The organism is Flexivirga alba (assembly GCF_042661025.1).
In the GTDB taxonomy this organism is placed as follows: Bacteria; Actinomycetota; Actinomycetes; order Actinomycetales; family Dermatophilaceae; genus Flexivirga; species Flexivirga alba.
Genome location: NZ_JBHSWH010000001.1, coordinates 3961060 through 3974964 on the forward strand (window position 1 = coordinate 3961060; position 13905 = coordinate 3974964).

The 13905-nt window shown below is 62.1% G+C and carries 9 protein-coding genes and 3 rRNA genes; all 12 read right to left on the reverse strand.

The genetic code is table 11. The features are described from left to right. Positions 1-22 precede the first annotated feature (22 nt). The 12 genes from ACFQDH_RS19645 to ACFQDH_RS19700 all read right to left on the reverse strand — a co-directional run bounded on the left by ACFQDH_RS19645 (position 23) and on the right by ACFQDH_RS19700 (position 13904). A complete protein-coding gene (locus tag ACFQDH_RS19645) occupies positions 23-1027 on the reverse strand; it encodes an HAD-IIA family hydrolase (protein ID WP_382404067.1) in 1005 nt (334 codons plus the stop codon). 165 nt (positions 1028-1192) lie between these two features. Then, positions 1193-1606, reverse strand: coding sequence for a single-stranded DNA-binding protein (locus tag ACFQDH_RS19650; protein ID WP_382404068.1), 414 nt, complete (start codon positions 1604-1606; stop codon positions 1193-1195). A 126-nt stretch (positions 1607-1732) separates the two neighbouring features. Continuing rightward, positions 1733-2605 carry a tetratricopeptide repeat protein gene (locus ACFQDH_RS19655; RefSeq protein ID WP_382404069.1) on the reverse strand — a complete coding sequence of 291 codons (873 nt, stop codon included), beginning with the start codon at positions 2603-2605 and terminating at the stop codon, positions 1733-1735. A gap of 224 nt (positions 2606-2829) precedes the next feature. Beyond that, entirely contained in the window at positions 2830-3378 is a 549-nt protein-coding gene (locus tag ACFQDH_RS19660; RefSeq protein WP_382404070.1) for a hypothetical protein, read from the reverse strand. Positions 3379-3590: 212 nt separating this feature from the next. After that, a 5S ribosomal RNA gene (gene rrf, locus ACFQDH_RS19665) occupies positions 3591-3708 on the reverse strand. Positions 3709-3838: 130 nt separating this feature from the next. Further along, positions 3839-6969 (reverse strand): 23S ribosomal RNA (locus ACFQDH_RS19670). A gap of 380 nt (positions 6970-7349) precedes the next feature. Further along, a 16S ribosomal RNA gene (locus ACFQDH_RS19675) occupies positions 7350-8871 on the reverse strand. The 16S, 23S and 5S rRNA genes sit together here, the layout of an rRNA operon. A gap of 495 nt (positions 8872-9366) precedes the next feature. Then, entirely contained in the window at positions 9367-10629 is a 1263-nt protein-coding gene (gene tyrS / locus ACFQDH_RS19680; protein ID WP_382404071.1) for a tyrosine--tRNA ligase, read from the reverse strand. 63 nt (positions 10630-10692) lie between these two features. Beyond that, positions 10693-11289, reverse strand: coding sequence for a DNA-3-methyladenine glycosylase (locus ACFQDH_RS19685; protein ID WP_382404073.1), 597 nt, complete (start codon positions 11287-11289; stop codon positions 10693-10695). Beyond that, positions 11276-11827: a P-loop nucleotide/nucleoside kinase family protein gene (locus ACFQDH_RS19690; RefSeq protein ID WP_382404074.1), complete on the reverse strand. Its 552-nt coding sequence runs from the start codon at positions 11825-11827 to the stop codon at positions 11276-11278. Before ACFQDH_RS19690 ends, ACFQDH_RS19685 begins: the two co-directional genes overlap by 14 nt. Continuing rightward, positions 11818-13362, reverse strand: a complete 1545-nt coding sequence (gene argH, locus ACFQDH_RS19695; protein ID WP_382404075.1) for an argininosuccinate lyase — start codon at positions 13360-13362, stop codon at positions 11818-11820. Before argH ends, ACFQDH_RS19690 begins: the two co-directional genes overlap by 10 nt. 29 nt (positions 13363-13391) lie before the next feature. Then, positions 13392-13904 carry an arginine repressor gene (locus tag ACFQDH_RS19700; RefSeq protein ID WP_382404076.1) on the reverse strand — a complete coding sequence of 171 codons (513 nt, stop codon included), beginning with the start codon at positions 13902-13904 and terminating at the stop codon, positions 13392-13394. Position 13905 lies beyond the last annotated feature (1 nt).

Genomic DNA, 13905 nt, shown 5'->3' on the forward strand with positions numbered 1-13905 from the left:
TGATCGTCACGTCTCCGGCAGGCTACTGCGGCTGGGGCAGCGCGGCTACAGCCTCGGCCTCGGTGATGAGTCGTTGGTCCAATGCCTCCCACAGCACCGGGAGTGCAAGGCGCAGCTTCGCGATCCAGGCGAGATCGGTCTCCGCCACCATGCTGGTCTCGAAGGACACTCGTGCCGAATCCCCCTGCCCCACCAGGGTTCCGGTCCACCCGGCCGCCGTCCAACGCCCGTCGCCAGCGCGCGCCGGCTCGGCATACGGCTCGCCAAGCACGCGCAGGTCGACCCCGATGAATCGCGGCCGCAGTCCGCGCGGGGCACGAACCAGATCGGCAGGGCCATGCACGCCGGTCAGCACATGCAACGCATCCATACCCGCGGCGTGAGCACCCGCGGTGTCGGTCTCCAAACGGTCGCCGATGCCCAGCGTCGAGTCAGGCCCGGTCCCGAGCGCTTCGGCCGCCAGCTCGTAGAGCAACGGTCCGGGCTTGCCGACCACGGTCGGCTCCACGTCGACGGCCACTTGCACCGCCGCCACCAACGAGCCGTTACCCGGTGCCACGCCACGGTCCGTCGGCAACGTCATATCGTTGTTGGTTGCGACCCAGCGGGCACCCCTCTGTATCGCATAGGCCGCTTCCCCGAGCTCCGCAGCGGTCACCTCGGCGCCAAACCCCTGCAGGACAGCATCCACGGGCACCGTCGCGGCATCGGCAGCGAGCACGGCGCGCATACCTGCAGCATTGAGAGCATCGGCAACACCGGGTCCACCGATTGCCAGCACGGCGGCGCCGGCGGGTAATTGCTGCGCAAGATGACCGGCACCGGCCATCGAGCTCGTCAGCACGTCGGCGTCGTCAAGCCGGACGCCCAGGCCACGCAAGGCATCCGCCACGACAGCAGGTGGGCGGGACGCGTTGTTGGTCGCGAAGACGACCCGCGAACCGTTGCCACGCGCGTTGCCGAGCTCTTCCACGGCGTGGGGCACCGCCTCCGCGCCGCGGTAGACCACTCCGTCCAGGTCGCACACCAGACCTGGATAGGCAGCCGCCAAGTTACCGCGCGTGTCGCTCGGTCCGGGTTGGTCTCCGTCATGGTCGCCCTGCCGGTGGCTAGGTCGACCTCGCGTTCCTGATGTCTGTGGCACAGGTCCATCTTGCCTGCGCCCCGTCCCGATGGGTCGGGCGGCTCGCTCTCAGGCGGCCCGCTTGATGACGCGCAGCTTGCCGGCCTCCACTTCGTATCTGCTGGCCACGCCGGCCGGCCCGCGCCAGAACCGGCGCCGCAACGCGCCCGAGACGTCAATCACCTCGTGACCCGCGCACGACATGGCTCGACGCCGTGACTCCGCCGACCAGCACGCGATGTCAATCGTGTCGACCGTTGGCGACCTCGAGACGTCGCCCGGCGTTTTGGCGCGCGTCCCCGCCGGGCGATCGACCACGATCCGCAGCTGCACGACCTCTGCCCCGCTGGGCAAGTGCTTGACGACCGGTGGCGCACTCAGACGGCCGACCAAGTGCACCTCGTTGACGGCGGCCGCCTTGGCATCGGTGTCCTGCTTGCTCCCGGACCGGGAAGGTTGTGACGCTTTCGTCTGGGTTGTCATCGCTTCTCCTTCGTGAATGCGAACGTTTGTTCCCATTCAGCTTGCGATGAGTCGCCCCTGGCAACCAGTCACCGCCCACTCAATTGTGGACGAACAGACTCCAGATCAGGAGATGTGGATACTCCGTCAGGACTTGTCACCTTCGCTGCCATCGACGAACGTGAGGGAACCCGAAATCGCGTCGGAGTCGCTCGGAGCGGCGGCGTCTTGCTCACGCGGCGACTCGGCCGGTTCGGTCGAAGCTGTGACCGGTTCATCGACTGGGACGTCGCTTGCTTGCGGGGAGTCACCGACCGCTACGCCCGAAGCAACTGCGCTCAGATCGTCACTCGCGTCAGCCGACCCTGCGTCGTCGGGAATCGAATCGTCCAACTCCTCGTCGAGCGCATCGACAAAGACCAGCCCGTCGAGATCGTCAACCCTTTCCGCTGCGTCGGTTTGTCCCTCGACGTCCGCGTCGATCGCCTTCGCGAACCAGTCACGGGCTTCGCCCTCGGCGCCGCCGGCGAGTAGTGCCTCGGCATACGCGTAGAAGAGACGCGCCGCCCACGGCTGTTTCGAGGCCCGCTCCAGTGCCGGTATCCGCAGCACCATCTGCGCGGCCTCCGGCTGGTTCAGGTCCCGTCGAACACCGGATACGACGATCGCGAGTTCGATGTTGTCGGCCTCGCCCAACGAGCGCGCTTCCGGAGAAGCCGCCAGGTCCAGTGCACGTTCATACCGTCCGAGGCCACGCTCACAATCCACCAAGTAAGGCAGCAAATGGTTCGAACCGGAAAGACGTTTCGCAGTGCGGAACTCGCGGATTGCGTCGTTGAACTCGCCGCGCCGGTAATGCACCAAACCCAACGCTTCTCGCACCGCGGCCACTCGACCCGCACGGCGTGCAGCGTGTTCTGCATGCGCGAGAGCAAGATCGGAATCATCTTCGAGCAGCGTCGCAGCAGCGACGAGGTGCTTGGCAACACCTTGGGCGTTCTCCTTGGTGAGTGTGCGCATCTCGCGCCACACCGAACGATCGAGTTCCTTACCGGTGATCTCCTCGGGCAGCGGCGGCTCAACACGGGTATCACGCGTCGAACGTTTCGAGGGCGACGAGCGGTCCCAGGACCGCGGACCACGTGGCGCACTGTCAGCACCAGTGCCGCGATCCGCCCGCTGGCCACCGCGGTCGTCTCGCCCGCTACCGCGACGGTCATCGCGATCACGACCCCGCGCCTCGCCTACGCGTCCACGTCCGCGGTCATCAAAAGAACGTCCCGACCGCCTGTCGCGCCCGCGGTCCTCTCGAGGTCCGGGGCCGTACCCCGGTCGGTCGTCACGACGACCGTCGCTGCTTCGGCCACGTGAGCCATTGTCGCGTCCGCGCGACTCGAACGGACGCCCGGCACCACTGTCACGACGACGATCGTCCGGTCGTTGACCGTCACGTCGGAAATCGCCACCGGAGCGGCGATCATCGGACCGGCGCTCCTCGGAACGCGCAGGGCGACTCTCGCCGCGTCGGTCATCGCTGCGCCGGTCACTGCCGCGTCCGCTGTCGCGACGGAACTCACCGCGTCGGCCATCCGACCGGTTTTGCCGGCCATCGCCGCCGGCCGACCGGTTCGGACCACGTTTGTTGTCGTCCCGGGAGTCCCGGTGCTCGCCACGCCCAGCGGCAGATGAGTCCGCGGCGCGTTCGGGGCGATCCGGCGTGCGGTCATCCCGCGGCCCGCGACCGGCGTCGCCGGCAGCGCGCGACCATCGACCGGAGCGGTGGCTGCCGCCATCCTTCTCGGGCACAGCCTCATCGTCATTCGTCACCGCAACGCACCAACTCTCCAAGATTCCGAGCGCGCCGTATGTCGTCGACCTCGCCGTCGCGCAAAACTCACCGTACGCCGCCTGGCCCAGTGCCAGCGGAGGACGCACCTCAAACGTGACAAAGGGCCGGCCACAAACACTCAAAAGTGCTCGTGACCGACCCTCTGTATTAATGATTGTTCGGCGGTGTCCTACTCTCCCACACCCTACCGAGTGCAGTACCATCGGCGCTGAAGGGCTTAGCTTCCGGGTTCGGGATGTTACCGGGCGTTTCCCACTTCGCTATAACCGCCGTAACCCTGTGAAACAAGGTCACACATATTCACTTCACAAACCCACCCGCAGGTAGGGGTTGTGCCGCACTGTGTGGGTGTTGTTTCAGAATCGTATAGTGGACGCGTACCCTTGCGGGTTCTAAGAAAAAGTTGAGGTAAGTTATCGGCTTATTAGTACCGGTCAGCTCCACACATTACTGTGCTTCCACATCCGGCCTATCAACCCAGTAGTCTAGCTGGGAGCCTCACCAGGGTTGACCCCTGTTGGAAACCTCATCTTGAAGCGTGCTTCCCGCTTAGATGCTTTCAGCGGTTATCACTTCCGAACGTAGCTAATCAGCGGTGCACTTGGCAGTACAACTGACACACCAGTGGTTCGTCCATCCCGGTCCTCTCGTACTAGGGACAGGTCTTCTCAAGTTTCCTACGCGCGCAGCGGATAGGGACCGAACTGTCTCACGACGTTCTAAACCCAGCTCGCGTACCGCTTTAATGGGCGAACAGCCCAACCCTTGGGACCTACTCCAGCCCCAGGATGCGACGAGCCGACATCGAGGTGCCAAACCATGCCGTCGATATGAGCTCTTGGGCAAGATCAGCCTGTTATCCCCGGGGTACCTTTTATCCGTTGAGCGACGGCGCTTCCACAAGCCACCGTCGGGTCACTAGTCCCGACTTTCGTCTCTGCTCGACATGTCTGTCTCACAGTCAAGCTCCCTTGTGCACTTACACTCAAAACCTGATTACCAACCAGGCTGAGGGAACCTTTGGGCGCCTCCGTTACCCTTTGGGAGGCAACCGCCCCAGTTAAACTACCCACCAGGCACTGTCCCTGAACCAGATCATGGTCCGAAGTTAGGAGCCCAGAACGACCAGAGTGGTATTTCAACAATGACTCCACACACGCTGGCGCGTGCGCTTCACAGTCTCCCACCTATCCTACACAAGCCGCACCGAACACCAATACCAAGCTGTAGTAAAGGTCCCGGGGTCTTTCCGTCCTGCTGCGCGTAACGAGCATCTTTACTCGTAATGCAATTTCGCCGAGTTCATGGTTGAGACAGTGGAGAAGTCGTTACGCCATTCGTGCAGGTCGGAACTTACCCGACAAGGAATTTCGCTACCTTAGGATGGTTATAGTTACCACCGCCGTTTACTGGCGCTTAAGTTCTCAGCTTCACCCACAAGTGGATTAACCGGTCCCCTTAACGTTCCAGCACCGGGCAGGCGTCAGTCCGTATACATCGAATTACTTCTTCGCACGGACCTGTGTTTTTAGTAAACAGTCGCTTCTCCCTGGTCTCTGCGGCCCCCACCCCTAACCCGTAAAGAGTCTCAGGGCAGTGGGCCCCCTTCTCCCGAAGTTACGGGGGCATTTTGCCGAATTCCTTAACCATGATTCACTCGATCGCCTTGGTATTCTCTACCTAACCACCTGAGTCGGTTTGGGGTACGGGCGGCTCGAACCTCGCTAGAAGTTTTTCTTGGCAGCATAGGATCACCCTACTTCCCACATTACGTGGTCACCATCACGCCTCAGCCTCATGACCAGCGGATTTACCTACCAGTCGGCTCGCACGCTTGGACGGGGACAACCATCGCCCCGCGGAGGCTACCTTCCTGCGTCACTCCATCGCTTATCTACTACAAGATAGGGTCCCACGCTCCCCACACACGCCATCAACCCGAAGGCTGACAGTCACGGTGGTTCGGGTGGTTAGCATCCCCTGATTCAATATGGGCGGTCCTTCGCCGGTTCCGGAATATCAACCGGATGTCCATCGACTACGCCTGTCGGCCTCGCCTTAGGTCCCGACTTACCCAGGGCAGATTAGCTTGACCCTGGAACCCTTGGTTATTCGGCGGACGGGTTTCTCGCCCGTCATTCGCTACTCATGCCTGCATTCTCACTCGTGTCACCTCCACGACTGGCTCACGCCGCCGCTTCGCTGGTGACACGACGCTCCCCTACCCAACCACACCCCTGAACAACAACCCGAAGGCTCTTGCTAGGGTATTGTGCGATTGCCACAGCTTCGGTGGTGTGCTTGAGCCCCGCTACATTGTCGGCGCGGAATCACTTGACCAGTGAGCTATTACGCACTCTTTAAAGGGTGGCTGCTTCTAAGCCAACCTCCTGGTTGTCACAGCAACTCCACATCCTTTTCCACTTAGCACACGCTTAGGGACCTTAGCTGGTGATCTGGGCTGTTTCCCTCTCGACTACGAAGCTTATCCCCCGCAGTCTCACTGCCACGCTTCACTTACCGGCATTCGGAGTTTGGCTGACGTCAGTAACCTGGTGAGGCCCATCAGCCATCCAGTAGCTCTACCTCCGGCAAGAAACACGCAACGCTGCACCTAAATGCATTTCGGGGAGAACCAGCTATCACGGAGTTTGATTGGCCTTTCACCCCTACCCACAGCTCATCCCCTCAGTTTTCAACCTAAGTGGGTTCGGTCCTCCACGACGTCTTACCGTCGCTTCAACCTGGCCATGGGTAGATCACTCCGCTTCGGGTCTAGACCCAGCGACTCTGACGCCCTATTCGGACTCGCTTTCGCTACGGCTTCCCCACACGGGTTAACCTCGCCACTGAGCACTAACTCGCAGGCTCATTCTTCAAAAGGCACGCCATCACCAGCCCACAGGCCAGCTCTGACGGATTGTAAGCGCATGGTTTCAGGTACTATTTCACTCCCCTCCCGGGGTACTTTTCACCTTTCCCTCACGGTACTAGTCCGCTATCGGTCATCAGGGAATATTTAGGCTTACCAGGTGGTCCTGGCAGATTCACACGAGATTTCTCGAGCCCCGTGCTACTTGGGTGTTCCATCAAACGCCGTGTTACGCATTTCGCCTACGGGACTCCCACCCTCTACGGTTCAGCACTCACCACTGATTCGACTACACGCACACCATCACGCCACCGCACTGTCAGACACGGTACGACAAAATCCCACAACCCCATGACTGCAACCCCTGACAGGTATCACACAACCATGGTTTAGCCTGATCCGCTTTCGCTCGCCACTACTCACGGAATCACTTTTGTTTTCTCTTCCTGTGGGTACTGAGATGTTTCACTTCCCCACGTTCCCTCCACGTACCCTATGTATTCAGATACGGGTCACACCACATAACTGGTGCGGGGTTCCCCCATTCGGAAACCCTCGGATCACAGCCCGTTTATCGGCTCCCCGAGGCTTATCGCAGATTACTACGTCCTTCATCGGTTCCTGATGCCAAGGCATCCACCATGCGCCCTTAAAAACTTACACAAAAACCAGTAAAATTCTTAAAAACTACAAAGATGCTCGCGTCCACTATACAATTCTCAAACAACACACCAACACCACCACCACAAACCACACACGGGCCTGCAATGACGGGCAGCACCAAGAAAACCAACCCACCTTCCCCACCACCAACACGATCACTCGATCGACGGCGGAAAAAGAGTCGTTTCCTCAGGACCCAACAACGTGTCGACACCCCACACACCCACGCTCAACCAACATTTCCACAACACCACCCCAAAAAGAGGCACTGCTCGTACTCCGCCGGCCCAACACACATGTGCCAAGCATTATGATTGATGATTCCACCCATGAGCCACCCCACCACACAGTCGGTGATGAAGAGTGTTAATGCTCCTTAGAAAGGAGGTGATCCAGCCGCACCTTCCGGTACGGCTACCTTGTTACGACTTAGTCCCAATCGCCAATCCCACCTTCGACGGCTCCCCCACAAGGGTTGGGCCACCGGCTTCGGGTGTTACCGACTTTCGTGACTTGACGGGCGGTGTGTACAAGGCCCGGGAACGTATTCACCGCAGCGTTGCTGATCTGCGATTACTAGCGACTCCAACTTCATGGGGTCGAGTTGCAGACCCCAATCCGAACTGAGACCAGTTTTAAGGGATTCGCTCCACCTCACGGTATCGCAACCCTCTGTACCAGCCATTGTAGCATGCGTGAAGCCCAAGACATAAGGGGCATGATGATTTGACGTCATCCCCACCTTCCTCCGAGTTGACCCCGGCAGTCTCCCATGAGTCCCCACCATTACGTGCTGGCAACATGGAACGAGGGTTGCGCTCGTTGCGGGACTTAACCCAACATCTCACGACACGAGCTGACGACAACCATGCACCACCTGTACACCAGCCCGAAGGCTGCACCATCTCTGGCACATTCCGGTGTATGTCAAGCCTTGGTAAGGTTCTTCGCGTTGCATCGAATTAATCCGCATGCTCCGCCGCTTGTGCGGGCCCCCGTCAATTCCTTTGAGTTTTAGCCTTGCGGCCGTACTCCCCAGGCGGGGAACTTAATGCGTTAGCTACGGCACGGACCTCGTGGAATGAGGCCCACACCTAGTTCCCAACGTTTACGGCATGGACTACCAGGGTATCTAATCCTGTTTGCTCCCCATGCTTTCGCTTCTCAGCGTCAGTAGTGGCCCAGAGACCTGCCTTCGCCATCGGTGTTCCTCCTGATATCTGCGCATTTCACCGCTACACCAGGAATTCCAGTCTCCCCTACCACACTCTAGTCTGCCCGTACCCACCGCAGACCCAGGGTTAAGCCCTGGGCTTTCACGGCAGACGCGACAAACCGCCTACAAGCTCTTTACGCCCAATAATTCCGGACAACGCTCGCACCCTACGTATTACCGCGGCTGCTGGCACGTAGTTAGCCGGTGCTTCTTCTGCAGGTACCGTCACAAAAGCTTCGTCCCTGCTGAAAGGAGTTTACGACCCGAAAGCCTTCATCCCCCACGCGGCGTCGCTGCATCAGGCTTCCGCCCATTGTGCAATATTCCCCACTGCTGCCTCCCGTAGGAGTCTGGGCCGTGTCTCAGTCCCAGTGTGGCCGGTCACCCTCTCAGGCCGGCTACCCGTCAAAGCCATGGTAGGCCACTACCCCACCATCAAGCTGATAGGCCGCGAGTCCATCTTCCACCACAAAAGCTTTCCACACACCACCATGCGACAATATGTGTATACCCGGTATTAGACCCCGTTTCCAAGGCTTATCCCAAAGTGAAAGGCAGGTTACTCACGTGTTACTCACCCGTTCGCCACTAATCCACCCCAGCAAGCTGGAGCATCATCGTTCGACTTGCATGTGTTAAGCACGCCGCCAGCGTTCGTCCTGAGCCAGGATCAAACTCTCCAAAAAAGAATCCAAAACTGGCAAAAATCGATCAAGAGCAAAAAATGCTACAAAAACGATCAAACCAACAAACAATTGGCATCAATCATTCGACACGCTGTTGAATTCTCAAAAAACGACTGCACCCTTTTGCTCCGCTTTTCTTGCTTAGCTCCGGGGGCTTTTAAAACTTAACACTCTCTCCGGTGTCTTTCCAAATCGATGTTTTTGGCGAACCAAAAGCGATCAGATCGATCAGAAGGAGTGGATTTGCTGCTCTGGGACCGGCCGCCGAGGCTCTCGCCTGCGGTGTCCGTGCCTCCCTGGCAACGAGGATCAACCTTACCTGAGTCGGCTGCTGCCGGCAACTTGAGGGTGGACCCTGCGCCCGTGACCTCGTGCACATCGACTTCCGTCGTTGTGCGCTCGGTGCCGAGGCGCGAGGAGAGACACTACCCAGCGCATGCCCGGACATGCAAATCGGCTCCATCCCGCCGTTTTCGACCGGATGGAGCCGACCCGTCACGCGGCGAGTCGGGCCGCTGCCAGGTGCTTGCGGCCACGCTTGAGTAGAGCGACCTGACCATGCAAGAACGCGTCGCCCCCGAGCAGAGCCTCCGGATCGGCGACCTTCACGTTGTTGACTGAGACACCACCCTCACCGATCAGCCGGCGAGCGGCATTCCGCGAGTCGGCGATGCCGACCGCGATCAACGCGTCGACGATGGTCGTGCCAGGTGTTATCTCCGCCCCCGGCAGCTCCGCTGTGGCGTCCTGCAACGTGCGGGCATCGAGAGCGGAGACATCCCCCTTGCCGAAGAGAGCCTCGGACGCCGCTTGCACCGCCGCGGTCGCGTCCGCGCCGTGCACCAGCGTCGTCATTTCCTGAGCCAGCGCCTTTTGCGCCGCCCGGCGGAACGGCTCGTCGGCGACCTGACGCGCGAAGTCCGCAATCGCAGCCTCGTCCTGCTCGGTGAAGACCCGCATCTTGTCGATCACGTCGGCGTCGTCGAGGTTGATCCAGAACTGGTAGAAGGCGTATGGCGACATACGGTCCGGATTCAGCCAGAGAGCGTTGCCCTCCGACTTGCCGTACTTGCGACCACTCGCGTCCGTGATCAGGGGCGTTGTCATGGCATGGACTGAGACACCCTCGGCGGAGTGGATCAGGTCGACGCCGGCCAGCAGGTTGCCCCACTGATCACTGCCACCGAGTTGCAGTGTGCAACTCTCGGCGCGGTAGAGGTGCAAGAAGTCCAACCCCTGCAGGATCTGGTAGCTGAACTCCGTGTAGCTGATCCCTTGGTCGCTGTTCAGCCGGCGGGCGACAGCTTCCTTCTTGATCATCGCGTTGACCCGGAAGTGCTTTCCGTAGTCACGTAGGAAGTCCAGCGCGGATATCGGCTCGGTCCAGTCCAGGTTATTGACCATCATCGCCGGGTTGTCGCCGTCGAAGTCGAGCAACGCCTCCGCCTGCTGGCGGATGAGGGCAACAGCGGCGGCGACCTCGTCCTTGCTGCGCATGACGCGTTCGGAGTCGGGCTTCGGGTCGCCGATCAGTCCGGTGGAACCGCCGACCAGGCACAACACGCGGTGCCCGGCACGTTGCATCTTGCGGGCGACGATCAGCTGCACCAGGTTGCCGATGTGCAACGAGTCGGCGGACGGGTCGAACCCGACATACATGGTCAGCGGCCCACTACGAAGAGCAACGCGCAGTGACTCCAGGTCGGTGGTCTGCGCCACCAAGCCACGCCACTGCAGCTCGTCGAAGATCTCGCTCACGATGTGTTCCGTCCTCTCGGTTGTGCCCCTCGGCTGATGCCGGACAGGGTTAAGCCTGCCGTATCAACTCGATGCGCGACGACGCGGTTTCGCGGCGCGATACGCGGAAACCGTCGGGTCGCCGTCGATCCAGAAGCGCCAGGGGTATGACGCGCCATCCCCACCCGGGCCGCTGACACCGACTCGCGGACCCGACCGGATCGACTTCTCCGGCAACAAAACACACCACTCCACGCGCACCGGCGAAGCATCGTCGTGCAGGGCTGTTCCGTTGTCACCGAGCTCGATGCCGAGCGCCTGTGTCAGGCAGGCAGGCCCCCGGGCGAGGTTCCGATCCGCTGCGACGTTCCTGCGTTCGCGCGCCAACTCGACACCGTCGAGCGCCTCGCCCGCGCGCAACAGCACCGCGGCAGCTCTGCCATCGGGTCCGCAGACATAGTTGCAACAGGTGTGCATGCCGTAGCTGAAATAGCAGTAGAGGTGACCTGCCGGACCGAACATGATCTCGTTGCGCGGCGTACGGCCACGGAATGCGTGCGAGCCGGGGTCGTTCGCCCCGTCATACGCCTCGACCTCGGTGATCCGGACGGTGACGCCTCGCCCGATCAGGTGCGCCCCGAGGAGTCGGTGCGCCGTGGCGAACGGTTCAGTGGTGCGCATCGACCCAGGCCAGGATCTCGCCGGCGGCGGTGTCAGCGTCGAGATCGGTGGTCTCGAGCCGGAGAGCGTCGTCCGGGGCTGGTGCGATGCCCTGAGCCAGAATGTCGTCCACGCGGGACGGGTCACGCAGCTTGTTGCGGACCGCGCGATCCGGCAGCGTCAGTCGGTGCCGGATCTGATCGGGGGCACAGGTCAGCCACACGGGGAAGAACGAAGCGTCTCGAGCCGCCGCCAGCGCACGGATCTCCTGACCGGCGAACGCGTCTTCCGGTGTGTCGACCAGCCAGTTGGTGAAGATGTGGGACGTCCCCGGCGGTGCCGCAAGCACGGCTTCGTGAACGATCTGTCGCACTCGCCCGGCCATCGGGATCGCCTGCGGATGCAGGCTTCCGACACCGTTCACCCCGAGCGCGGTGAAGACCGGATCGTTGATCAGGTGGTTGTCGATGAGAGCGGCCCCGGTCCGTTTCGCGATGATAGCGCCGATCGTGCGCTTGCCACAGGCTGGGGGACCGACCAACTGCACAATCATCGCCACGGCCGAAGTGTTGCAGATCTCCCCCTCGAAGCCCTTCGCAGCACTCGACCCGCGGCGCGGATGCGGTCAGCGGACTCGCTGGGGAAATCGATCTCCGCCACGGCCCAGGGTCGAGCGGCGGCGGACGCATCCCGGGCTTGCTGCAGCTGCTCCGCCACACGTACCGGCGCCGTGCCACCGACGCCGTCGCGAGATGCCAGGGATCCCTCGACGCTGAGCACGGAGCGAACCTCCGGCGTCAGCGCCGGGTTGATGGTCGCCAGGTCGTCGTCGGACAGGTCCCACAGCTCGATGTCACGCGACTCGCAGACCCGAACGCACTCCCCCGCGACCTCGTGGGCCACGCGGAACGGCACCCCTTGCTTGACCAACCACTCGGCGATGTCGGTAGCGAGCGCAAAGCCTTGCGGGGCAAGGGAGTTCAGCCGGTCCGGGTGGAAGGTCAGGGTCGCGACCATGCCGGAGAACGCCGGGAGCAGCACCTCGAGGGTGTCGATCGCGTCGAACACCGGCTCCTTGTCCTCCTGCAGGTCTCGGTTGTAGGCCAGCGGCAGTGCCTTCAGCGTCGTCATCAGGCCGGCCAGGTCGCCGACAAGGCGGCCCGCCTTGCCGCGCGCGAGCTCGGCGACGTCCGGATTCTTCTTCTGCGGCATGATGCTCGACCCGGTCGAGAACGCGTCGTCCAGCGTGACGAAGGAGAACTCCTTGGTCGCCCAGAGAACCACCTCCTCGGCGAAGCGCGAGATGTCCACCGCCGACATGGCCGACACGAAGGAGAACTCGGCGACGAAGTCGCGGCCGGCCGTGCCGTCGATCGAGTTGCGGGTGGAGGTGCTGAACCCAAGATCCTTCGCCACAGCACCTGGGTCGAGTCCCAACGATGATCCGGCGAGTGCACCTGAGCCGTATGGCGATTCGTCGGTGCGACGGTCCCAGTCGCGAAAGCGCTCGACGTCCCTCAGCAGCGGCCAGGCATGCGCCAGCAGGTGGTGCGCGAGCAGCACCGGCTGTGCGTGTTGCAGGTGCGTGCGACCCGGCATCGCCACCTCGAGATGTTCGCCGGCCTGCGCGATGAGCGCGTCGACGACGTCGAGCAGCAGCCCGGCCACCAGGCGTGCGTGATCACGCAGGTACATCCGGAACAGGGTGGCAACCTGATCGTTGCGCGAGCGGCCGGCACGCAGCCGACCGCCGACATCCGCGCCCGCACGCTCGATCAAGCCACGCTCAAGCGCGGTATGGACGTCCTCGTCATCCTGCGCTGGGGTGAAGGTGCCGTCCATGACGTCCGCGGCCAACTGATCCAGCGCACCGAGCATGGCGCTGGCTGTTGCCTCGTCGAGCAGGCCCGCCGCATGCAGCACGCGCGCGTGCGCCTTCGAGCCGGCAATGTCGTATGGCGCCAGGCGCCAGTCGAAATGGGTCGACTTCGACAGTGCGGCCAATGCGTCCGCAGGGCCTCCTGCGAATCGGCCGCCCCACAGGCTGAGTCGTTGTTCGGCGTCGGTCACGGAGTGCTCACTCTCACTGGTCATCGGTACGGGGGTAGTAGTCAGCAGGTCGCTCATCCTGCGCCGGCCAGCTCCAGCAGATGGTCGCTCACCGGGACGGCCTGGCCATCGACGGCGATGATCAGAATCGTGTCATCTCCGGCGATCGTGCCGAGGACGTGCGGCAGATCGGCATGGTCGATCGCGGAAGCGAGGAAGTTCGCGGCGCCGGGCGGGGTTCGCAGCACCACGAGGTTGCCCGAGACGGTCGCTGCGACCAGCAGTTCGGCGCAGATGCGTCGCAGACGAGCGTCTGTCTGTGTATCGAGGCCGTCGACTCCGCTGACAAGGGTTCGGTTGCCGCCCTCGCCGGGCACGGCATACACGAGTTGCCGGCCGTGGCGCACCTTCACGGCGCCGAGCTCGAGCAAGTCTCGGGACAGGGTTGCTTGGGTGACCTGTATGCCGTCGGCCTTCAGGCGTTGTGCCAGAGATGCCTGCGAGCCGACCGACTCGCGAGTCAGGACCTCGACGATCCGTTGCTGGCGGGCTGTCCGATTCGACGCCAGCGGACTGTCGTTGGTCATC

Bases quoted from the DNA above. Each gene is read 5' to 3' on its own strand.
- ACFQDH_RS19655 (WP_382404069.1), bottom strand. From the start codon at position 2,605: ATGCGCACACTCACCAAGGAGAACGCCCAAGGTGTTGCCAAGCACCTC.
- ACFQDH_RS19685 (WP_382404073.1), bottom strand. From the start codon at position 11,289: ATGCGCACCACTGAACCGTTCGCCACGGCGCACCGACTCCTCGGGGCG.
- ACFQDH_RS19700 (WP_382404076.1), bottom strand. From the start codon at position 13,904: ATGACCAACGACAGTCCGCTGGCGTCGAATCGGACAGCCCGCCAGCAA.
- ACFQDH_RS19650 (WP_382404068.1), bottom strand. From the start codon at position 1,606: ATGACAACCCAGACGAAAGCGTCACAACCTTCCCGGTCCGGGAGCAAG.
- argH (WP_382404075.1), bottom strand. From the start codon at position 13,362: ATGACCAGTGAGAGTGAGCACTCCGTGACCGACGCCGAACAACGACTC.
- ACFQDH_RS19660 (WP_382404070.1), bottom strand. From the start codon at position 3,378: ATGGCGGCAGCCACCGCTCCGGTCGATGGTCGCGCGCTGCCGGCGACG.